This is a genomic window from Brachybacterium avium (assembly GCF_002216795.1).
In the GTDB taxonomy this organism is placed as follows: Bacteria; Actinomycetota; Actinomycetes; order Actinomycetales; family Dermabacteraceae; genus Brachybacterium; species Brachybacterium avium.
In genome coordinates this window covers 1,317,844-1,339,659 of record NZ_CP022316.1, presented here as the reverse complement: position 1 = coordinate 1,339,659, position 21,816 = coordinate 1,317,844, and the positions used below count along the sequence as shown (strand labels likewise).

Annotated in this window: 16 protein-coding genes and 1 pseudogene; 12 read left to right on the top strand and 5 right to left on the bottom strand. The window is 70.3% G+C overall.

What is annotated here, in order from left to right:
- The first annotated feature begins 143 nt into the window (after positions 1 to 143).
- On the top strand, positions 144 to 1,034 hold the full coding sequence (locus tag CFK39_RS06125; protein ID WP_089066310.1) for a beta-ketoacyl-ACP synthase 3: 891 nt from the start codon (positions 144 to 146) through the stop codon (positions 1,032 to 1,034).
- Between the two features lie 60 nt (positions 1,035 to 1,094).
- Here the strand turns inward: CFK39_RS06125 and CFK39_RS06120 are convergent, their stop codons facing one another.
- From CFK39_RS06120 to CFK39_RS06110, 3 genes are all read right to left on the bottom strand, one after another.
- Positions 1,095 to 4,295 carry a chondroitinase family polysaccharide lyase gene (locus CFK39_RS06120; protein WP_172805646.1) on the bottom strand — a complete coding sequence of 1,067 codons (3,201 nt, stop codon included), beginning with the start codon at positions 4,293 to 4,295 and terminating at the stop codon, positions 1,095 to 1,097.
- Between the two features lie 293 nt (positions 4,296 to 4,588).
- Positions 4,589 to 5,260 (bottom strand): VanZ family protein, encoded by a 672-nt coding sequence (locus tag CFK39_RS06115; protein WP_089064717.1) that lies wholly within the window; start codon positions 5,258 to 5,260, stop codon positions 4,589 to 4,591.
- A gap of 75 nt (positions 5,261 to 5,335) precedes the next feature.
- Positions 5,336 to 5,809 (bottom strand): Lrp/AsnC family transcriptional regulator, encoded by a 474-nt coding sequence (locus CFK39_RS06110; RefSeq protein ID WP_172805645.1) that lies wholly within the window; start codon positions 5,807 to 5,809, stop codon positions 5,336 to 5,338.
- Positions 5,810 to 5,883: 74 nt separating this feature from the next.
- Here CFK39_RS06110 and CFK39_RS06105 point away from each other — a divergent pair, with 74 nt between their 5' ends.
- From CFK39_RS06105 to CFK39_RS06080, 6 genes are all read left to right on the top strand, one after another.
- Positions 5,884 to 6,675 (top strand): AzlC family ABC transporter permease, encoded by a 792-nt coding sequence (locus tag CFK39_RS06105; protein ID WP_275094138.1) that lies wholly within the window; start codon positions 5,884 to 5,886, stop codon positions 6,673 to 6,675.
- Positions 6,668 to 6,994, top strand: a complete 327-nt coding sequence (locus tag CFK39_RS06100) for a branched-chain amino acid transporter permease (protein ID WP_089064715.1) — start codon at positions 6,668 to 6,670, stop codon at positions 6,992 to 6,994. Before CFK39_RS06105 ends, CFK39_RS06100 begins: the two co-directional genes overlap by 8 nt.
- Before the next feature lie 150 nt (positions 6,995 to 7,144).
- A complete protein-coding gene (locus CFK39_RS06095) occupies positions 7,145 to 7,654 on the top strand; it encodes a DUF456 domain-containing protein (RefSeq protein WP_245822943.1) in 510 nt (169 codons plus the stop codon).
- Positions 7,651 to 9,753 carry an ABC transporter ATP-binding protein gene (locus CFK39_RS06090; protein WP_089064713.1) on the top strand — a complete coding sequence of 701 codons (2,103 nt, stop codon included), beginning with the start codon at positions 7,651 to 7,653 and terminating at the stop codon, positions 9,751 to 9,753. Before CFK39_RS06095 ends, CFK39_RS06090 begins: the two co-directional genes overlap by 4 nt.
- Positions 9,750 to 11,642 carry an ABC transporter ATP-binding protein gene (locus CFK39_RS06085; RefSeq protein ID WP_089064712.1) on the top strand — a complete coding sequence of 631 codons (1,893 nt, stop codon included), beginning with the start codon at positions 9,750 to 9,752 and terminating at the stop codon, positions 11,640 to 11,642. Before CFK39_RS06090 ends, CFK39_RS06085 begins: the two co-directional genes overlap by 4 nt.
- Entirely contained in the window at positions 11,639 to 12,577 is a 939-nt protein-coding gene (locus tag CFK39_RS06080) for a class I SAM-dependent methyltransferase (RefSeq protein WP_157697082.1), read from the top strand. Before CFK39_RS06085 ends, CFK39_RS06080 begins: the two co-directional genes overlap by 4 nt.
- A gap of 120 nt (positions 12,578 to 12,697) precedes the next feature.
- Here the strand turns inward: CFK39_RS06080 and CFK39_RS06075 are convergent, their stop codons facing one another.
- Together CFK39_RS06075 and CFK39_RS06070 are read right to left on the bottom strand one after the other, a co-directional pair.
- Entirely contained in the window at positions 12,698 to 13,735 is a 1,038-nt protein-coding gene (locus CFK39_RS06075) for an endonuclease domain-containing protein (RefSeq protein ID WP_177348987.1), read from the bottom strand.
- A gap of 319 nt (positions 13,736 to 14,054) precedes the next feature.
- Positions 14,055 to 14,768, bottom strand: a complete 714-nt coding sequence (locus CFK39_RS06070) for a DUF6318 family protein (RefSeq protein WP_089064711.1) — start codon at positions 14,766 to 14,768, stop codon at positions 14,055 to 14,057.
- 209 nt (positions 14,769 to 14,977) lie between these two features.
- Between CFK39_RS06070 and CFK39_RS06065 the strand changes: the two genes are divergently transcribed.
- The 5 genes and pseudogenes from CFK39_RS06065 (at position 14,978) to CFK39_RS06045 (ending at position 21,630) form a co-directional block, all read left to right on the top strand.
- Positions 14,978 to 16,714, top strand: coding sequence for an ABC transporter ATP-binding protein (locus CFK39_RS06065; RefSeq protein ID WP_089064710.1), 1,737 nt, complete (start codon positions 14,978 to 14,980; stop codon positions 16,712 to 16,714).
- Positions 16,714 to 18,809 (top strand): annotated as a pseudogene (locus CFK39_RS06060) (ABC transporter ATP-binding protein). Before CFK39_RS06065 ends, CFK39_RS06060 begins: the two are co-directional and overlap by 1 nt.
- A gap of 81 nt (positions 18,810 to 18,890) precedes the next feature.
- Complete coding sequence (locus CFK39_RS06055) at positions 18,891 to 19,820, top strand: ABC transporter substrate-binding protein (RefSeq protein WP_245822997.1); 930 nt, start codon at positions 18,891 to 18,893, stop codon at positions 19,818 to 19,820.
- Entirely contained in the window at positions 19,817 to 20,803 is a 987-nt protein-coding gene (locus tag CFK39_RS06050; protein ID WP_089064708.1) for an amino acid ABC transporter permease, read from the top strand. Before CFK39_RS06055 ends, CFK39_RS06050 begins: the two co-directional genes overlap by 4 nt.
- A complete protein-coding gene (locus tag CFK39_RS06045; RefSeq protein ID WP_089064707.1) occupies positions 20,803 to 21,630 on the top strand; it encodes an amino acid ABC transporter ATP-binding protein in 828 nt (275 codons plus the stop codon). The genes CFK39_RS06050 and CFK39_RS06045 overlap by 1 nt, the downstream gene beginning before the upstream one ends.
- Positions 21,631 to 21,816: the final 186 nt, after the last annotated feature.

The window sequence follows — 21,816 nt, the reverse complement described above, 5'->3', positions numbered from 1 at the left end:
CGCGGTCCGCACCGGTCCGCCACGATCCCGCAGGAGCCGACATCTTCGACACCTCGAAGCCCCCGAGTCCCGCCTTCCGTACGGCACCCACGAGCCCCGGCTCCCGGATCGTGGGCACCGGCCACTACCGGCCCGCGCGTGTGATGACGAACCAGGATCTCGAGCAGCTGGTCGAGACCAGCGATGAGTGGATCCGCCAGCGCACCGGCATCGAGTCCCGACGCATCGCCGCCGACGGCGAGGGCGTGCCCGAGATGGCGACCGCGGCCGCCCGCGCCGCGCTCGCCGACGCGGGCGTCGACCCCTCGGAGGTCACCCAGATCATCGTCGCGACCTGCTCGAACGAGGAGCGCTCCCCGAGCGCTGCCGGCAGGGTCGCCGAGATGCTCGCCATCCCCGCCCCCGCCGCCTTCGACGTGGGCGCGGCCTGCTCCGGCTTCGAGCACGCCCTCGCCGTCGCGGACATGTCGATCCGCACCGGCGCGTCGACCGTCTCCCTCGTGATCGGCGCCGAGAAGCTCTCCGCCTTCACCGACTACAGCGACCGCACCACCTGCATCCTCACGGCCGACGGGGCGGGCGCCATGGTCCTGCGCGCGAGCGAGGAGCCCGGCATCGCCCCCGTGCAGTGGGGCACCGAGCCCGAGCTCGCCGACGCGGTCACCATCAACGGCGAGGGCCCCTGCTTCTCCCAGCAGGGCCGTCAGGTGCTCGGCTGGGCACTGCGCGAGGCGCCGAGGATCAGCCGACGGATCGTCGAGGCGGCGGGCCTGGACATCGAGGACATCGACGTCTTCGTCCCGCACCAGGCGAACCTGCGGATGATCGAGCCGCTCGCCGCCGCGCTCGGTCTGCGCGGGGACGCGGTCGTCGCGGACGACATCATCACCTCGGGCAATACCTCGGCGGCGACCATCCCGCTGGCCATCTCGCGGCTGCGCGAGGCCGGGCGCATCCCCGCGGGGGCGACAGCGCTGCTGATCGGCTTCGGAGGCGGCTTCGCCTGGGCCGGTCAGGTGGTGCGCCTGCCCTGAACCGGCCCTTCATCCTCGCTCGGCGACTGCACCAGCCTCAGCCGCTGGAGCCGATGCTTCTCACTTGTCGTTGCCCGGCGGGTTCGCCGTCTGGATGAGCGAGAACTCCACGCTCTTGCCGTGCTGGGTGCTGAGAGTGACCGCGGTATCGCCGGAGGAGAGCATCGTGAGCGACAGGCCCAGCTCCCGTGCTACACGGGCGTGGCGGACTCGCCAGCGGCCCTCGAGCACGAGAGTGGTCTCGGTCTTCAGGCTCTCCTGATACCTCCACTCAGCCTCGTAGGGGTTCTGGTTGCCCAGGAAGGTGCCGTCCTCGTCGTACGCCGACTCGTCCCGCCCCTCGTACAGGTGCAGGTCGGGGTCGGTCACGGAGAACTCGGTGGCCCGGCCGTCACCGGAGGGGTGGGTCAGCACCATCGCCTGGCGGTCGATGGAACGCACCACCGAGCCGTCGGCCAGCGCGGTCTCCGGCTCGAACACCACATGCGCGGTGATCTGCGAGGCGGCATCGGTCACCACATGCGCGGTGCGGTCCCGCTGCAGGATCGAGACCGGGGCGTCCTCGCCGCTCATCGACTGCGCCAGCGCCTCGGTCGCCTCCGCACCACCCTGGACCAGCAGGGTGTAGGCGTACCCCGCATCATCCGGAGAGGTGCCGTGGTCCAGGTACCCCAGGGCCATCAGCAAAGTTCCCTCCTTCTTGCTGGTCTGGTCCGGAGTGGTCTGCTCGGCCAGGGTGTGCGTGATGCCCGGCCCCTCGAGCACGACGTACCCGTTGCCCGTCGGATCGGTGACCCAGTTCTTCCCTGACCGCACCTCCTGAGGAGCGCTCATCAGCTCCGGGGAGGCCTGGTACAGCGTGGTCCGGGTGGGGAAGTCGGCATCGTCGTTGTTGATCCCCGAGCCGAGCGCGATCACCCGGTCACCGACCATCAGCGCCGAGATCCGTGCGGTGTGCGAGTAGTCGTAGTACGGGTGCTCGCGCAGCTCCATCCCGACCACGACCGCCTTGTCCTGCAGCACACCGGAGCCGCCGAAGCGCGAGTCGGTCAGCGCCAGGCTCGTGGTCCTGCCCGACAGCGGCTGCTTCAGCTGCTCGAAGGGGATGGTCTTGGTGGTGGCGCCGGGGATGAAGCGCCAGTCGTAGCCCGGCTGGGTCACCCCGTTCTCGAGCATCGTGACGTAGTCCTCGTCATCGGTGTCCGCGAAGACGGTGAGCTGGCCGTAGGTCTGGTACCGGCCGTAGGAGTTGTTGTTCGTGTAGATCTCCGTCGCCCAGATGTACCGGTTGTGGGTGCGCATGGTGACCGACCAGCTGCCCTCGCGCCGCAGGCCGGTGGAGGCGTAGGGCAGCGCCCAGTACCCGTTCGGGGGTGAGGCCTCCTCGATCCCCGCCTCCAGGAACAGCTGACGCGTCTCGGTCTGGAAGGCCGACCAGTCCGCGGGGTCCGGCGGCAGCAGGTACAGGAACAGCGCCGCCTGCTCCTCGTCGTACCCGGGAGCGCCGTCGAGCCGGGTCAGCCCGGTGCGTGCGAAGGGTTCGATCAGGGCGGCGATGCCGTTGGTGCCGGTCTGCTGGCGCCCGGTCTGGCTCAGCGGGTAGTCCAGCACGTTCGCCAGGATCAGCTGGTGGTGCAGCCCCTGCTTGAGCACCTCCTGGGCGGAGGGGTCCAGCGCGAAGGCGGTGCCCGCGACGTCCGTGGCGACCGGGGTGGTGCCGACCAGGCCGTCCCGGCCGTACAGCGGATAGGGGCCGACGTGGTGGTACAGCGACCCGTCGGGCTTGAAGCCGCCGTTGGTGCCGTGGGAGTAGCTGAAGACGTGGTCGTTCCAGCTCTTGAACGCCCGCAGGCGGCCCACCCGCTCCTCCCACGACCCGGGGGCGAAGCACGTCGAGAGCAGGCCCTCCGTGTACGTGTTCATGACGTCCGCCATGCCGGACCGGTCGCGCTTCCGCGTGAAGTCGTTCAGCAGTCGACCGGTGCCGGCGATCCATTCCAGCGTCGAGCCGACCTGGCCCCAGAGCTCGCGCTCTCGCAGCAGAGGCTCCATCATCAGCAGCGACTTCACCCATGAACGGAACTGGTAGCCGACGTGGTGCAGCGATCCCTGCCCGGACCCGGCGGCCCAGCCCTGGTCATCCAGGTGCGCCAGGATGCGCAGGAGCAGCCCGCCGGCGCGCTCGGCCGCGTCCTCATCGCCGGCGCGTCGCGCGCAGTCGTAGGCCTGGGCGAGCGGCTGGCCGGTCTCGTCCCACACCTTCCGCAGCTGGATGGTGTCGGCGAACTCCTCGACCGCGGCCCGGTAGGAGCTGGGGATGATCTCCGTCTGCTTGTCCAGGATGAACGCGCCGGGGCGGGCCGGCCGCAGAGCGGCGCCCATGGCGTCGGGGTCGGCGAGCTCGGGGATGTCATACCCGTCCAGGTTCGCCTCAAAGACGTCCAGGGCGGCCGAGTCGTAGTCGCGGTTCTCGCGCTGACGCTCCAGCAGCCGGTCGTACACCAGCTTGGCGTCCTCGATCTCGGCCGGGGTGACGTCGCTGCTGTCGAAGCCCGGATCCGTGCGCTGGTGCCAGAACTCCAGCACCCCCATCCAGTGGAAGTTGCTGTTGGACTCGAGCTCGGGGTAGGTGTCCGGGACCTGCATATCCGAGTGGCCGAGGTCGCCGCGCATGGTCATGTTCGTGACCACCTGATCGATCCAGAGCGTCCCGGCCGTCGACGGGGCGCGGAGCGAGATCCGATCCAGGCCGGCCTGCGCCTCGCCCTGCACGTCCTTGTCGTACCGGAGCCAGAAGGTGCGCCATCCGGTGAAGTCCAGATGGAAGTCGAGATAGGCATCGACCTCCGCGCCGCGGCCGAACTCGAACCGCAGGACGTCATCGGTCGGGGTCTCGTTGTATACCCACGCCGAGAAGTGGTCCATATTGCCGCTGCTGCGCGGGGTGTACCCGATGTCCCCGTTGATGCGCATCCGCGCCCCGGGCTCGTGGTCCCACTGCAGCGAGTGGGAGCCGACCTTGCCATGGGTGGCCGAGATCTCCAGGCTGCTGCCCGCATCGGTGCTGAAGGAGTCCGGCACGAAGGTCTCGAGCAGGTAGATGGGCGCATCGAGGGAGGCGAGCTCCTCCTCGAGGCCGTCCTGCGGCGCCGCCATGGCTGCGGGCGTCGCTCCGGGCAGGGTGAAGGGCAGGGTGCCGGCTGCGGCGGCGAGGGTTCCGCCGGCGAGGAAACCGCGACGGCCGATGGATGGTGTCTTCATTGACAGATTCTCCTTAGGGGTGAACCCCGTCAGAAGATCAGGCATCGAAAGAAGTAATCAAGACTTACTTCGGAGAGTCGGGGCGAGGTCGGAATTGCAGGCTGGGGTGCCGACGCCCAGTTCTCGATGGCGGTTGATGCAGAAAATATGTGCGTTATGGCGCGATCGTCACTATTTATCGGTTGCGTGGGTCAATGCGATGGAATGTCGCATTTTTGCTTTTGTGTGACGCGATTCTGTCGAGGGATTCTTCGCGGGAATATCGCGGCCGCGCCGAGGGTGACTGCTCCGCCTCAGAACCACCGACGGAACAGGTCCTCGACCCCGCTGCGGCTCTCGGGCCCGCCCCCGGGTCCGCGGTGATGGTCCTCCCGGGCGAACAGCGGCACACCCCAGCGGGCCAGCAGCGGGGCGAGCAGCGCCCCGATCCAGGCGCCGAGCGAATTGGCCAGCAGGTCCTCGATATCTGCGATCCGCACCCCGCACGGATAGAGCCCGAACGCGCCGGTGAACTGCGTGATCTCGATCAGCGCCGACAGCAGCACCGCCAGCGCCAGCGAGGTCGTGGCGTCCAGTCGGAACACCCCGCGCAGGATCAGCCCCAGCGGCAGGAACAGCGCCATGTTCAGCAGGAGCTGCAGCACCGGGAAGCTCGTGGCCAGCTCCAGCAGACCGGCTCCGCCGCGCTGCATGCCCAGCACCTCGGCCGCCGTATGGAAGGGGTCCAGCCGCAGCGCCCCGCCCGAGCGGCTGCGGCAGGTCACCGCCACGTCGTAGGCCGGGGCGATGGTGAGCCCCGCCAGCGACATCGTATACACGCAGATCGCCGCTACGCCCGCCAGCCGCGACGGGCGCGCCCGGCCGAAGCGGCGACGCTGCAGCCACATCGCGGGCAGCAGGATCACCGCGAACAGGCCGAGGCCGCCCGCGATGCCCACCAGGGCCAGCCGCAGCAGCTCATTCACACCGGTACCGTACGGTTCCGGGCTGGATGCGACCAGTGCCCCGCTGGCGCAGTGCCTCGCAGTGTCTCCGGCGGTTCAGCGCCTCCGCGCAGTGACCGGCGCCGGGCCCTGGCTCTTAAGCACCTTCATCGCGAAGCGCGAGGCGACGCGCGAGACCCCGGGCAGGGTGATCACCTGCTCGGTGAGGAAGTGCTCGTACGCCTCGAGATCCGCGACGGCGACGCGCACGAAGTAGTCCGGCGCACCGAACAGCCGATACAGCTCGACCACCTCGGTGAAGGCCCGCATCGAGGACTCGAACCCCTCCACGGTGCCCCGGTCGTAGGCGGTCAGCTCCACATCGAGGAACACCGCGAAGCCCTGGTCGAGGGCTGCGGGATCCACCTGCGCGGTGTATCCCAGGATCACTCCCTCGGCCTCGAGGCGCTGGACGCGGCGCAGGCAGGGACCGGGCGTGAGGTGCACCTTCTCGGCGAGGGCGACGTTCGAGAGCCGTCCGTCTGTGCGGAGGTGGTCGATTATTGCGCGATCGATGTCGTCAAGGTCCATATGTTGCATCATAGGTGTTCACGGCGGGGAGCTGCGCAATCGCGAATGGAGCGCAACCTGGAATGATTGCGGTCGTGACTGATCTGAGGAGTGCTGCTGCGACGGATGCCGCCGCGATGCCCGTGCCGGCCCCGCCGGTCGGAGACCTTCCCGCCCATCCCGCCCTTCCCGCCGACTCGACGCCCCGCACCGAGATCGCCACCGGCGTGCGCCTGTCCTTCGCGGCGGGTCTGGGCATGTTCCCGCTCGGCGTCGCCTTCGGTGTGCTGGTCATGCAGACGGGCCTGCCGTGGTGGGTCGCGCCGGGGCTGTCGATCGCCCTGTTCGCCGGCTCCGTCGAGCTGCTGCTGGTGGGGCTGATGGTGGTGGGGACGCCGCTGGCCACGATCGCGCTGACGATCCTGCTGGTGAACTTCCGCCACGTCTTCTACGCCTTCTCCTTCCCGCTGCGGGTGGTGCGCCATCCGCTGGCCCGCTTCTACTCCCTCTACGCCCTGATCGACGAGGCCTACGCGGTCACGGCCGCGAGCCCGGGCACCTGGAACCGCTTCCGCCTGCTGGCGCTGCAGGCCTCGTTCCACAGCTACTGGGTGGGCGGCGGGATCGTCGGCGTCGCGATCGCCTCCTTCCTGCCCGGCCGGATCGAGGGCCTCGAGTACGCGCTGTGCGCACTGTTCATCACCCTCACCCTGGACGCCTGCCGCTCCCGCCGGCAGATCCCCTCGCTGCTGCTGGCCGGGCTCGCGTACGCCTCCGCCGCCGTGGTGGCCCCGGGCTCGGCGCTGTTCCTGGGCCTGCTGGTCTTCGTGGCGCTGCTGCTGGGCCGCTACCAGCTCCAGCGCCACCGGGAGCGCCGTCATGCCTGAGACCGGGTACCTCCTGGCCGTCATGGGCATCGGCTTCGCCATCACCTTCGCGCTGCGGGCGGCGCCCTTCGTCATCCTGCAGCCGCTGCGGGACTCCCGCGCCGTGGCGACCATGGCGCTGTGGATGCCCGTGGGGATCCTCGCGATCCTCACCGTCTCCACCCTGCGCACCTCGCTCGAGGCGGGCCCCGACCGACTGGTCCCCGCCGCCATCGCCACCGTGGTGACGGCCGTGGTGCACCTGCTGGGCGGGCGGCGCACCGTGCTCAGCGTGGGCCTGGGCACCGCCACCTTCGTGGTGCTGGTCAACCTGCTCTGACCTCCCCGCCACCCGCCCGATAGGATGGACCCGGCCCCGATCCGGGGTCGTCGCCCTGCACTGCCGCCGCCCTGCATCCTCGTCGTGAACGCTCACGCCGCCTGCCGAGGCGCGCCGGCCACCGCCCACCCCGCGCCTCCCGGAGGACCCGTGGACTCACTCACCGTCCAGATCATCGTGACCGTCCTGGTCGGCCTCGCCTATGCGGTGGGCCTGAGCGGGATCGTGGTCCCGGTGCTGCCCGGCACCATCACCATCGTCATCGCCTCTCTGGTGTGGGCGATCGTGATCGGCGGCTGGACCGGCTGGGTGATGTTCTCGATCGTGCTGCTCCTCGGCGCGATCGGCATGACCACCAGCTATGTCCTCACCGGCCGTCGGCTGCATGCGGCCGAGGTGCCGATGTGGCCGATCTATGTCGCGATCGCCTCCGGCATCGTCGGCATCTTCGTGATCCCGTTCGTGGGCCTGCCGCTCGGGTTCCTGCTGGGCCTGTACATCTGTGAAGCGCTGCGGCAGCAGGACTGGAGGAAGGGCTTCACCTCCGCCTGGATCGCGATGAAGGCCCTCGGCACGGGCATCCTCATCGAGTTCTCCCTCGCTATGCTCTCCACGATCACCTTCGCGGTCGCCGTCCTCGTCCACTTCGTGACCGCATGACCCGCACCGCCGCCCCCTCCCGTCCCCGCCGCTCCACCGCACCGGCCGCCGCCCCCGCCGCTCCGGCACTGTCCGCGCGCCAGCACCCCGCCGTGCTGGTGCCGGGCCTGAAGCGCCTGCTGAAGGGCTCCTGGGAGCAGCGGCGATGGTTCGCCCTCGCGGTGCTCGGGGCGACCGCTTTCGCGCTGCTGCAGATCGCGACCTCCGCCGTGATCGGCCGGGTCACCGAACAGGTGATCGTGCCGTCCTTCCAGCGTGGCGAGGCGACCCCGGCACTGCTGATCGGCGGCGGCCTGGCGATCCTCGGCATCGCCGTGGCCCGCGCCGTCACCGTGATGGCCCGCCGCGTGTTCGCCGCCGCCACCCAGTTCGAGCTGTTCGGCCTGTATCGCGAACGGATCGCCGCGGTCTACGCGAAGGTGCCGCTGCTGTGGCACCGCCGCCAGGCCACCGGCACCCTGCTCAGCTCCGTCTACGCCGACGTCGAGGCGACATTCTTCGCGATGGCGCCCTTCCCCTTCGCGCTGTCCACCATCGTGATGCTGGTCTACGCGACCGTGGTCGTGGCCCGCATCGACCCGGTGATCCTGCTGGTCATGCTCGCGCTGATCGTGCTGCTGATCATCCTCAACGTGCTGCTGCAGCGCTTCGCGACCCCGATCGCCATGCGCTCCCAGCAGCTGCGCGCCGAGGTCGCCGAGATCGCCCACGAGTCCTTCGACGGCGCCAACGTGGTGAAGTCCCTGGGCCGCGAGGACATCGAGGAGGAGCGCTTCAACCGCGCGGCAGATGATCTGCGCGAGGCGGGCATCCGCTTCGGCTATGTGCGCGGCTGGTTCGACCCGCTGATCGACGCCCTGCCCAACCTCGGCATCCTCGCCGTCGCCGTGCTCGGCGCCTGGCGCATCGGCGACGGCCACCTCACCACCGGCCAGCTGGTCGAGGTCGCCTACCTGTTCACGCTGATGTCCCTGCCGATCCGCTCCTTCGGCTGGGTGCTCGGCGACCTCTCCCGGACCGTCGTCGGCGGCGGCCGCGTCCAGCAGATCCTCGACGTCACCGAGGAGCGCACCTACGGCCCCGACCCGCTGCCCGAGGGCCCCGGGGTGCTCACCCTGGACGAGGTCACCTTCGTCTACCTCGACGACCCCGCCCAGGTGATCCTCGGCCGCGAGACCCGCAGCACCGACCTGCAGGTGCGCGAAGGGCACGCCCTGCACGGCGTCAGCCTGCGGGCCGACCCGCGCACCGGCACCCGGGTGCTCGCCGTCGTCGGCGCCACCGGCTCCGGCAAGTCCACCCTCGCCCTGGTCGCCGCGGGTCTCGTCCACCCCACCTCCGGCGCGGTGCGCCTGGACGGCGCGGACCTGCGCTCCCTCACGGCCGACGCCCTCACCGACGACGTCGCCCTGGTGCTGCAGCAGGCCTTCGTGTTCGACGAGACGGTGCGCTGGAACGTCACCCTCGGGGACGACATCGACGAGGCCACCGTCCGCTGGGCGCTGCGCGTCGCCCAGGCCGAGGACTTCGTCGACGCCCTGCCGGACGGCCTGGACACCGAGCTGGGGGAGCGGGGCGGCTCGCTCTCCGGCGGCCAGCGCCAGCGCATCGCGCTCGCCCGGGCGCTCGCCCGTCGGCCACGGCTGCTGATCCTGGACGACGCCACCAGCGCCTGCGACCCCAGCGTGGAGCTGGCGATCCTCGACGGGATCCGCCGCGAGATGACCGCCTCCACGCTGCTGCTGATCGCCTACCGCAAATCCACCATCTCGCTCGCCGACCAGGTCGTCTTCCTCGACCACGGCCGCGTCGAAGCCGCCGGCACGCATGAGGAGCTGCGCGGGCGCAGCGAGGGCTACCGCTCGCTGGTCGACGCCTACGACGAGGCCGCGATCAGCCACAACCTGCTGGAGTCCTCCGGGCCGCAGCCCAGCGACGGCCCCGACCCGTCGGTCGCCGTGCCCGCCGCGCGCGCCCGCACCGTCGCCGATGCGCGCGAGCACCACAGCTCCAGCCGCTTCCGCTACGAGGACGACAACGGCATGGTCGACCACTGCCAGGACGACAGCCCGCAGGACGACCAGGAGGAGGACCGATGACCGCCGCCCCCGCCGCCCCCGCGAAGACCGAGTCCTCGGCCCTCGGCGCCGAGGCCACCACCGAGGAATCCGCGCTGCACACCGTGCGGCGCGGCCTCGCGCTCACCCCGAACGCCCTGCAGGGCCTGTGGATCACGATCCTGCTCGCGGTCATCGCCACCGCCGGCAAGGTGGTGGTCCCGATCTCGGTCCAGGCCATCCTCGACCGCGGCATCATCGAGCCCGAGACCCCCGACATCGCCTTCGTCGCCGCGGCCGCAGGGCTCGCCGCGCTGGTGCTGCTGAGCACCGCGGTGTGCAACATCGTCATGAACCGGCGCCTGTTCCGCCTGGCCGAGACGTCCCTGGCTACCCTGCGCAAGCGCGCCTTCCGCCACATCCACGACCTGTCCCTGCTCACCCAGGGCACCGAGCAGCGCGGCGCGCTCGTCTCGCGCGTGACCAGCGATGTCGACACCGTCAGCCAGTTCATGAGCTTCGGCGGCATCATGCTGGTGGTGATGAGCATGCAGCTCGTCCTCGCCACCGCCGTGATGCTCTTCTACTCCTGGCCGCTGGCGATCGTGGTGTGGCTCTGCTACATCCCGATCCTCCTGGTCATGGGCACGCTGCAGCGCCGGATCCGGGCCCGGTTCCAGCTGGTGCGCACCGAGGTGGGCCGTATGCTCGGCTCCGTCTCCGAGGCCCTCGTCGGCTCCGCGACCGTGCGCGCCTACGGCATCGAGGCCCGCACCCGCGGCACCCAGACCGCCCGCGTCCGCGACGTGCGCGACGCCCAGTTCTCCGTGCTGAAGCCGCAATCCGCCTCCTTCTTCCTCTCGGAGACGGCCGACGGGCTCGCCACCGCCATCGTGGTCGTGGTCGGCATCGTGCTGGGCACCGGAGCACTGGGCATCTCCCTGCCCGGCAGCGACCTCACCGCCGGCGGCGTGATCGCCTTCGTCTTCCTCGTCTCCCTGTTCAGCCAGCCGGTGCGGATGGGCATCGAGATGCTGATGCAGGCCCAGAACGCAGTGGCCGGCTGGCGGCGCGTGCTCGGCGTGCTCGACACCCCGGCCGACGTCGCCGACCCCGCCGGCGCCATCGACCCCCACACCGGCCGACGGGACGATCCGGTCCCCGGCGCGAGGGACCTGCCCGAGGGTCTGCTGGACATCGAGATCCGCGAGCTGCGCTACTCCTACCCGACCGGCCCCGAGGTGCTGCACGGCCTCAGCGTGGACCTGCCCGCCCGCTCCCGCATCGCGATCGTGGGCGAGACCGGCAGCGGCAAGACCACCTTCGCCAAGCTGCTGACCCGCATGATGGATCCCGCCTCCGGCGAGATCCTCATCGGCGGGATCCCGCTGCACCTGATCCCCTACGAGTCCCTGCGCTCGCGGGTGATCATGGTGCCGCAGGAGGGCTTCCTCTTCGACACCACCATCGGCGGGAACCTGGACTACGGAGAGCCCGGCGCGAGCGAGGCGGAGATGAGCCGGGCCCTCGACGAGCTGGGCCTGGGCACCTGGGTCCAGGAGCTGCCCGAGGGCCTGGACACCCCCGTCGGCCAGCGCGGCGAATCCCTCAGCGCGGGGGAGCGGCAGCTGGTGGCGCTGGCCCGCGCCTACCTCGCCGACCCGGACATCATCGTGCTCGACGAGGCCACCAGCGCCGTGGACCCCGCCGCAGATGTGCGCCTGCAGCAGGCGATCGACGGCCTCGCCCGCGGGCGCACCACGATCACCATCGCCCACCGGCTCTCCACCGCCGAACGGGCCGACCGGATCATGGTGCTGGACGGCGGCGACCTGGTCGAGCACGGCACCCACGACGAGCTGGTCGACCTCGCCGGCGGCATCTACGCCGGGCTGCACCGCTCCTGGGTCGCCCACCGCAGCGCACGGTGAACGGCACGGACGGGGCGAGCGGGGCCGCCGACCCCCTGCACCCACCGGTCCCTCCGATCTCCTCGCGCGATGAGCCGCGGTTCCGCGACCGTGAGCGCAAGAACGCCCTCGCCGCCGCCTTCCAGGAGCAGGGCGAGGACTACGACCGGCTGCGGCCGGGGTATCCGGGCGCCGTGCTCGAGGCGATGCTCGCGCAGATGCCGGCGAGGGCGGCCGGTGGCGAGGGTCGGGCGATCGACCTCGGGGCGGGGACGGGGAAGCTGTCCTGGGCGCTCGCCGAGCGGGGCTTGTCCGTCACCGCGGTGGACACCAGCGCCGCGATGCTCGAGACCGCGCGGCGGGGTGGGGCGTCGCTCCCCACCCCATCGGGCACCGCCTCGCCGGCCGCCGCGCTCGCCACCTCGCCGGCCGCAGCGCTCGCCACCCACCTCGCGCCGGCCGAGGCGACCGGGCTGCCCGCCGGCTCCGCCGAGCTGGTCACCGTCGCTCAGGCCTGGCACTGGTTCGACGCGGCCACGGCCTCGGCCGAAGCGGCGCGGCTGCTGGCGCCGGGCGGGGTGCTCGCGCTGGTGTGGAACATGCTGGACGTGACGATCCCGTGGGTGCACCGCCTCTCCCGGATCATGCACGCCGGGGACATCCACCGTGAGGACTTCACCCCCACCGTCGGCCCCGAGCTCGAGCTCACCGCACGCAGCGTGCACCAGTGGGAGGACCCGATGCCCACCGGCGACCTCATCGACCTCGCCCGCACCCGCAGCTATGTCATCACCGCGCCCGAGGAGCGCCGCGCGAAGGTGCTCGCGAACCTCGACTGGTACCTCCATGAGCACCTCGGCCATGCGCCCGGCGACCTCGTCGGGGTCCCGTACCGCACGGACCTGTTCCTGTACCGCGCCGCGCGCCAGAGCCTGGTCGGGTTGCGAGGCTGCTGATTGCTGGCCGTGGGCTGGGCAGGCGGTCTGAGCTGTCGGCATGCCCGGCTCATGGCGACAGCTCAGACCGTCTCGAAGGCTCTCGATGCATCCTGCTGCGTCTCGAGCGGAGGCGCGGTGTCACGGGCGCCGGGGCGCGTCATCGGTCCCGAGCGGGCGCAGGTGCGGCGGGGCGTCGGCCGAGGAGCCCCAGCCTCGTGCGCTCAGAGCTTCGCGGACGACGCGGACGGCGTCGGCGCAGTCGTGACGGGTGTCCCGTGCCGACAGCCGCACCTCCGTCCAACCGGCACTTGCCACCCGGCGGGCCCGCGCGATGTCTCGCTCGATCTGGGCGGGCTCGTTATGGTGCTTGCCCTCGTATTCGGCGCACACCCGGTACTGGGGCCAGAGGAAGTCCGGCTCGTGGCGGGGGAGACCGTCCGCCCCGATCAGCGGCACGTTGAGGGCGGGCTCGGGCAGTCCTGCCTTGACGAGGGCCAGGCGCAGCAGGGTCTCCTGCGGGGAGTCGGCACCGATGCGCACCTGCTCGAGGGCGCGGCGCAGTGCTCCCGCGCGACGTCCGGTGCATGCGCGGTCGAGCTCCTCGAGAGTGCACCAGGGCGCGTCCCGGCCGTGCTCGAGCTGCGGGCGCGGCCGGCGCACCAGATGATCCGCGACCACGACCAGCCAGCTGTGTGAGAGCGACGGTGCCAGATCGCGCCAGGTCCGGGCACGGGTGGTCAGCCGCATGGGAGCGAGGGGAAGCGCTGCACCGTCGGGGGTGACAGGGAGCCGGTACCGGGTGGAGCGGACCTCACCGTCATGCAGGACCGGGCCGCGCCACCGCACCACGTCATCGGAGCCCCGGCGCCCGCCCGGGATCGCGATCTGCACTGGGACCTCCGGGGTCCAGGAATCCTCGTCCTGGGGAAGAGGGATGCGCTGCATCCTGGCTGCGGAGGCGCCGACCACGACAGCGCCCGGATCAGTCCGGCAGATCGCTGCGGCGATGTCGCTCTCGGTGAACCCCCATCCCGTGCGCGCGAGCAGCCCGGGGCGGAGTCTCCTGAGATCACTGCGGCGCAGACGCTCGGCAGACACTCCCGCCCGAAGCGCCTCGGCCCGAGTGAAGACACGCCACGGCACGGTGTCCGGGAGCGGGGCTGGTGGAGAGGGCATGTGCTCAGGATGCTGCCGCCCCCGACCATCGCACCGTCGCCATCCACAACAGCTGATTGGGGAGGAGCAGTCGCGGATCCATGCCCGGGCTGAGCGAGGCCGGCTGCGGATGCTGAACTCGCTGGAGGTATGGACGAGCGATCCCGAGCGTCGCGTCGGCGGGAGGGGCGGAGCGAGACTGCTTCAGCTGTCGTGGCGCGACCGGCGTGGCGACAGCTGAGACAGGATGAGCTGGGCCGCGCAGATCGAGACTGCTTCAACTGTCGCGATCAGCAGGGCGTGGCGACAGCTGAGACAGGGTGGGAGGAGCGGGGCTTCCTCAGCCCGTCGCGCTGCCCCCGTCGCCCGCGCTGCCCCCGTCGCCCGCGCCACCTGCGTCGCCTGCGCCGCCGCCGTCGGAGGGAGCCGCGCCCTCCGGCGGGGCGATGGTCATGTCGGTGACGCGCCAGCGCTCGCCGTCCCAGGCGACAGTGGCGATCAGTTGGCCGGTGACGGAGGCCAGCTGGTTCGCCTGCAGGTGCGGGTCATCCACCAGGATGGACTCCTCCTGCGTGAACTGGGCGACCACGGTGCCGGTCGCCGGCGGCTCACCGTTGCCGGAGAACGTCGTCGAATGCACCTCGAAGGCCCCGCCGACCAGATAGCCGCCCTGCTCACCGAGCACCTGGGCGTTGTCCAGGAAGCGCATGCACACCTGGCAGTTGGGGTCCACGGAGTCCTCCCACACGGAGGTGTCGCCGCTGCTCATCATGAAGTCGTAGGAGTCCAGCAGATACGTGAGCGTCGCCTGGGCGCCCTCGGCGCTCTGCGTGGTGAGACCTGCCGGTTCCTCCGGCCGGGGCAGCTCGGGGCGGGGCGGCTGCTCGGCGGGGTCCGCCGTCGGCCGGTTCTCCGGGTTCTCGACCGCCGAGCTCTCCGTGGCCTGGTCCCCGCCGCGCGGGCCCAGCAGCTGACCGATCCCCATCACCCCGAGGGGGACCACCAGCAGGAGCGCGAGCGCGATGACGACGAGGCGTTGGACGGGACGGTTCACCCGGCCCACGGTAGACGACGAGCTCTGGGGAGCCCCGGCGGACGTGGTCACCGCCACGCGCTGCCGCCGAGCACTGCCGCCACGCGCCGCCGACGGGTTCTGCCGTGCGCGGATCAGACCGAAGTCGGATGCCGAACAGGGGTCCGGAAGTCTATGCTTCCCGGGTCGCTCGGCCGAGTCCCGGTCGGCGGCCTCTCGGAAGGAAGCTCGTGACCCTGCTGCGCCTGGTGCTCAGAGCCCTCAAGCCGTACTGGATCTGGGTGCTCCTGGTGGTGCTCTTCCAGATCGTCGGCGTGCTGGCCGCTCTCTACCTGCCCACCCTGAACGCCGACATCATCGACGACGGCGTCGCCAAGGCCGACATCCCGGTGATCTGGCAGTTGGGCCGGCTGATGCTGGTCATCTCCTTCGGCAACATCATCGCGCTGGTCGCGGCGAACTTCTTCGCAGCCCGTTCCGCGATGCGGGTCGGCAAGGACCTGCGCTCCACCGTGTTCTCCCAGGTCGCCTCCTTCTCCCCGCGCGAGCTCGCCGAGTTCGGCACCCCCTCGCTGATCACCCGCTCCACGAATGACGTCCAGCAGGTGCAGATGCTGGTCTTCTTCTCGCTGAACATGCTGGTCCAGGCTCCGGTGACCGGGATCGGCGGGGTGATCCTGGCGCTGCGGGTGGAGCCGGGGATGGCTTGGCTGATCGCCGTGATGGTGCCGGTGATGCTGGTGGCCGTCGGCATCCTGATCGTTCGGGCGGCACCGCTGTTCAAGCAGATGCAGGGGAAGATCGACGACATCAACTCCGTGCTGCGCGAGCAGATCACCGGCATCCGCGTGCTGCGCGCCTTCGTGCGCGAGGACCGCGAGCGCGAGCGGTACGCGGTGGTCAACGGCCAGCTCACGGATCTCAACCGCCGCATCGGCCTGCTGATGATCCTCATCAACCCGATCATCATGTTCATCCTGAACGTCTCCAGCGTGATGGTGCTGCTGGTGGCCGCGCCCCGCATCGATGCGGGCCAGATGGAGATCGGCTCGATCACCGCCTTCATCGCCTACCTGATGCAGATCCTCATCGCGGTGATGATGGCGACCTTCATGACGATGATGATCCCCCGCGCGATGGTCTCCGCCGAGCGCATCTGGGAGGTGCTCGACACCGAGACCAGCGTCCACCAGCGCACCGACGGCGTCCGCGACCTCGAGGGACCGATCGAGCTCACCTTCGAGGACGTGTCCTTCACCTATCCGGGCGCCGAGCGCCCGGTGCTGGAGAACATCTCCTTCTCCGCCCGCGCCGGGCAGAGTGTCGCGATCATCGGCGGCACCGGCGCCGGCAAGACCACCCTGATCAACCTGGTGCCGCGTCTGATGGACGCGAGCGAGGGGAGGGTGCTGCTGAACGGGCACGATGTGCGCGACCTCGACGCCCGGGTGCTCTGGGACCGGGTGGGCCTGGTCCCGCAGCGGCCCTACCTGTTCTCCGGCACCATCGCCTCGAACCTGCGGTTCGGCAACCCCTCGGCCGACGAGCAGGAGCTGTGGCATGCGCTGACCGTCGCCCAGGGCCGTGACTTCGTCGCCGCGATGCCCACCGAGCTGGAGTCCCCGATCGCCCAGGGCGGCACCAACGTCTCCGGCGGTCAGCGGCAGCGGCTGTGCATCGCCCGGGCCCTGGCCGCGAAGCCCTCGCTGTACCTGTTCGACGACTCCTTCAGCGCACTGGACCTCACCACCGATGCGCGGCTGCGCGCGGCGCTGGTCCCGGAGACCCGCGAAGCGCTGATGCTGATCGTCGCCCAGCGGGTCTCGACCATCACCGGGGCGGACCTGATCCTGGTGCTGGACAACGGTCGCGTCGTCGCCCAGGGCACCCATGCCGAGCTGCTCGAGAGCTCGGAGACGTATCAGGAGATCGTCCGCTCGCAGGGCGTCGAGGAGGAGGTGGCGTGATGAATGCTGCGAAGAACGACGCCCCCGGCCCCGACGTCCAGGGCCCGGAGGAGCAGGCGCCGCCGATCGGCTCCCAGACCCCCGCGACCCCCGCCGGGGACGAGGCCTCGACCGCCTCGGAGATCGCCGCCGAGAAGGACGCCGCCCGCGGGCTGCGCCCTGGCCAGAGCGCGCGCAATTTCTGGCCCTCCACCAAGCGCCTGGTGCGCGAGATCGGTCCCGAGCGCTTCTACCTGCTGGCCGCGATCCTGGTCGGCGTCGTCTCGGTGGCGTTCAGCGTGGTGGGCCCGCGCATCCTCGGCCGTGCCACCGACATCATCTTCACCGGTCTGATCTCGAAGAGCCTGCCGGCGGACGCCTCCCCGGACGCAGTCATCGCGCAGCTGCGGGCAGAGGGCAAGGACCAGTTCGCGGACATGCTCTCGGGGATGGTCCTCACCCCCGGCCAGGGCATCGACTTCACCGCGCTGCACCAGACCCTGGCCCTGGCCGTCGGCCTCTTCGCCGTCTCCGCGCTGCTGATGTGGATCCAGGGCGTCGCACTGAACCGCATCATCTACCGCATGGTCTCGCGCCTGCGCCGCGAGGTGGAGGAGAAGCTGCACCGGCTGCCGCTGGCCTACTTCGACCGGATGAAGCGCGGGGAGATCCTCTCCCGTGTCACCAACGACATCGACAACATCCAGAACACGCTGATGAACACCGTCACGGGCCTGGTGAACTCGATCCTGATGGTGTTCGGCGTGCTGGTCATGATGCTGACGATCTCCTGGCAGCTGTCCCTGATCGCGCTCGCCGTGATCCCGGTGGCGCTGGTGGTCACGGGCTTCGTCGGCAAGCGCGCGCAGAAGCTGTTCGCCCAGCAGTGGGACGCCACCGGCGTGGTGAACTCCGAGGTGGAGGAGGCGTACACCGGCCACGCCCTGGTGACCGTCTTCGGCCGCCGCGACGAGGTCGCCGCCCGCTTCGAGGAGCGCAACGAGACCCTGTTCCGCGCCACCTTCGGTGCCCAGTTCGTCTCCTCCCTGATCATGCCGCTGATGATGTTCGTGGGGAACCTGTCCTACGTCGCCGTCGCGATCGTGGGCGGGCTGCGGATCGTCTCCGGCCAGCTCACCCTCGGCGACGTGCAGGCCTTCATCCAGTACTCCCGCCAGTTCACCCAGCCGCTGTCCCAGGTCGCCTCGATGGCGACCATGCTGCAGTCCGGCGTGGCCAGCGCCGAGCGGGTCTTCGAGCTGCTGGACGCCGAGGAGCAGGAGCCCGAGACCACCGTCGACACCGCCGCGGCGGGCATCCGCGAGGGCCGCGTCGAGTTCGAGCACGTGCGCTTCTCCTACACTCCCGAGCGCGAGCTGATCCGCGATCTCTCGCTGGTCGCGGACCCCGGCCACACCGTCGCGATCGTGGGGCCGACGGGGCCGGCAAGACCACTCTGGTGAACCTGGTGATGCGGTTCTACGAGGTCGACGGCGGCCGGATCACGATCGACGGGATCGACATCCGCGACCTGACCCGCGCCCAGCTGCGCGAGCGCACCGGGATGGTCCTCCAGGACACCTGGCTGTTCAAGGGCAGCCTCATGGAGAACATCCGCTACGGCCGCCTGGATGCGACCGACGAGGAGGTCATCGAGGCGGCCCGCGCCACCCACGTCGACGACTTCGCCCGCCAGCTGCCTGATGGTTACGACACGATCGTGGACGACGACGAGTCCTCGCTGTCCGCCGGTGAGAAGCAGCTGATGACCATCGCTCGCGCCTTCCTCGCCCAGCCCAACCTGCTGATCCTCGACGAGGCCACCTCGAGCGTGGACACCCGTACCGAGGTGCTGGTCCAGAACGCGATGAACCGCCTGCGTGCGGGCCGCACCAGCTTCGTCATCGCCCACCGCCTGTCCACCATCCGCGATGCGGATCTGATCCTGGTGATGGAGGACGGGGACATCGTCGAGCAGGGCGATCACGACGAGCTGCTCGCGCTCGGCGGGGCCTATGCCCGGCTGTACCGCTCGCAGTTCGAGGGCGCGGCGGTGGACATCGACGCTGAGGAAGAGGCGGCGACGACGACCGGCGGGATCGCGCTGGACGGCTGAGGCCGGGCGCGACGGGGCCGTCGGTGAAGCACACGACAGCAACTTGTTTCCATGCAAGGCCGTGAATAGTATTCATCGGTGATGTCGTATCGCCCTCGCCGCCGCACCCTGCTGCGGGCCGCACCTCTGGCCCTGGCCACGGGGCTGCTCGCCCCGTCGCTCGCTTCGTGCACCCGCGCCTCCGAGCGCCTGGATGCCGAGTCGAACACCGTGCCCGAGGTGGACCTGTCGGATATCGCCGAGGTCCCGGAGATCGCTGCCCTGGTCCCCGCAGCGATCCGCGAGCGCGGAGAGCTGATCAACGGTGCCGCTCTGAACTACGCGCCGGGCGAGTTCGTCGGCTCCAGCGGCGAGGCAGTCGGTTACGACATCGACATCCTCGCCGCGATCGGTGCGGTGCTGGGGCTGGCCACCCGCACCGAGGCGGCGGTGTTCGCGCAGATCATCCCCGCCGTCGGCTCCACCTATGACCTCGGCATCTCGAGCTTCACCGTCAACGAGGAGCGGCTCGAGGCCGTCAGCATGGTCTCCTACTTCCAGGCCGGGATCTCCTACGCCGTCAAGACGGGCAATCCCTATGACATCGATCCCGGGGACCTCTGCGGCAAGCGGGTCGCCCTGCAGGTGGGCACGTACCAGGAGGAGCTGTCGATCGAGCGCTCGGCGGAGTGCCGCGAGATCGACCAGTCCGCCTACGACCTGCTCGCCTACACCTCGAACTCCGACGCCGCCACCAACGTCGCCGGCGGCAAGGGCGACATCCTGATGGCCGACTCCCCGGTCACCGCCTACGCCATCGCCCGCTCCCGCGGCACCCTCGAGGCGATCGGCGAGATCGAGGAATCCGCCCTGAACGGCATCGTCGTCGCCAAGGACCAGCCCGAGCTGGCCGAGGCGCTGCGCGCCGCCCTCCAGCACCTCATCGACTCCGGCCACATGGAGCGCATCCTCGCTGCATGGGGCAATGACGCCGGCATGATCCCGACCTCGGAAGTGAACCCCCAGCCGTGAGCACCACCCAGACCCCCGCCCCCGCGCCGACGGGACCGCCGCCTCCCGCGGACGGATTCACCCCCATCCGCGCCCGGGCCGCCTCCCGCCCGGGCACCTGGATCTCCGCCGTCGTCGTGGCCGTGCTGGCCCTCGGCCTGGTCTGGTTCCTGGTGACCAACCCGGTGCTGGAGTGGGGCACCGTGGCCACCTACCTGCTGGACGTCAAGGTGATCCAGGGTGTCGGCTGGACGCTGCTGCTGACGGTGCTGTCGATGGTGCTGGGCACCGCCGTGGCGCTGACCGCCGCGATCATGCGCCGCAGCGACAACCCGGTGCTGCGCGGCGTGAGCTGGGCGTACATCTTCGTGTTCCGCGGCATCCCGGTGTACACCCAGCTGGTGTTCTGGGGGCTGTTCACCGTGATCGTCCCCAAGATCGTGATCGGCGTGCCCTTTGGGCCCGAGCTGCTGAGCTTCTCCACCCGTGACCTGCTCACCGCGTTCTGGGCCGCAGTGATCGGCCTGGGCCTGAACGAGGGCGCCTACCTCGCCGAGATCATCCGTTCCGGGCTGAACTCCGTGGACCGGGGCCAGTCCGAGGCGTCGAAGGCACTGGGCATGAGCAACGGGACGATCCTGCGCCGCATCATCGTCCCGCAGGCCATGCGGGTGATCGTGCCGCCGCTGGGCAACGAGACCATCGGCATGCTGAAGACCACCTCGCTGGTGCTCGCGGTGCCCTTCACCCTCGACCTCACCTTCGCCACCAACGGCATCGCCAACAAGCTGTTCACCCCCATCCCGCTGCTGATCGTCGCGGCGCTGTGGTACCTCGCGATCACCAGCGTGCTGATGGTGGGCCAGTACTACCTCGAGAAGTACTTCGGGCGCGGCTTCGACGCCCGCACCCCGACCACCGGCCGTGGCGGACGCTCCCGCCAGGCCGCCGTGAACCGCGCCGGCACCACCCCGAACGACCCGCTCCCCGAGGTGGAGCTGTGATGACCCAGACCCCTGAGAACCCCGTGCCCGGCACCGACTGGACTCCCGCCACCCCGCCCCGTCCCGTCATCGAGGTCGAGGCGGTCCACAAGTCCTTCGGTGACCTGCACGTGCTGAAGGCCTGCGACCTCACCGTGCGCGCCGGCGAGGTGGCCGTGCTGGTGGGTCCCTCCGGCTCCGGCAAGTCCACCCTGCTGCGCTGCATCAATCAGCTCGAGGAGCCCACTGCCGGGCGCGTCCTCATCGACGGCGAGGTGCAGGGCTACCAGAGCGATCCGCTGCCCGACGGTCGCTGGCAGAAGCTTCCCTCCGCCCAGATCGCCGCCCAGCGCTCCCGCATCGGCATGGTCTTCCAGCGCTTCCACCTGTTCCCGCACCTCACGGCGCTCGGCAACGTGATGGAGGCGCCTGTGCAGGTGCGCGGGCTGCCCAAGGCCGCCGCTGAGCAGAAGGCACGCACCCTGCTGGAACGGGTGGGCCTGGCCGAACGCGCAGACCACTACCCCTCGGAGCTCTCCGGCGGGCAGCAGCAGCGGGTCGCGATCGCGCGGGCGCTGGCGATGGACCCCGAGCTGATGCTCTTCGATGAGCCGACCAGCGCCCTGGACCCGGAGCTGGTCTCCGAGGTGCTCGCCGTGCTCAAGGACCTCGCGGCCGACGGCATGACCATGGTCGTGGTCACCCATGAGATGGGCTTCGCCCGCGAGGTCGCCGACCAGGTGGTGTTCATGGACGAGGGCCGCATCCTCGAACGCGGCACCCCCGAGCAGGTCATCGACCACCCCGAGTCCGAGCGGCTGCAAGGCTTCCTCGCCTCAGTGCTGTGATCCCGGGGTGGCAGTGCACCCGCCCGGCCGCAGCGTGCTCGACCCCAAAGCGCTCCTGCCCTGCCCTGCCCTGACCCCGCATGCTCGCGCTTGCCCACCAGATTCCTGCCGTCTACGACGTTTGAACGGCTGTGGAGCGTTCAGACCTCACCTGCTTCAAAGTTCTGGTGGCGTCGAAACCGTGAG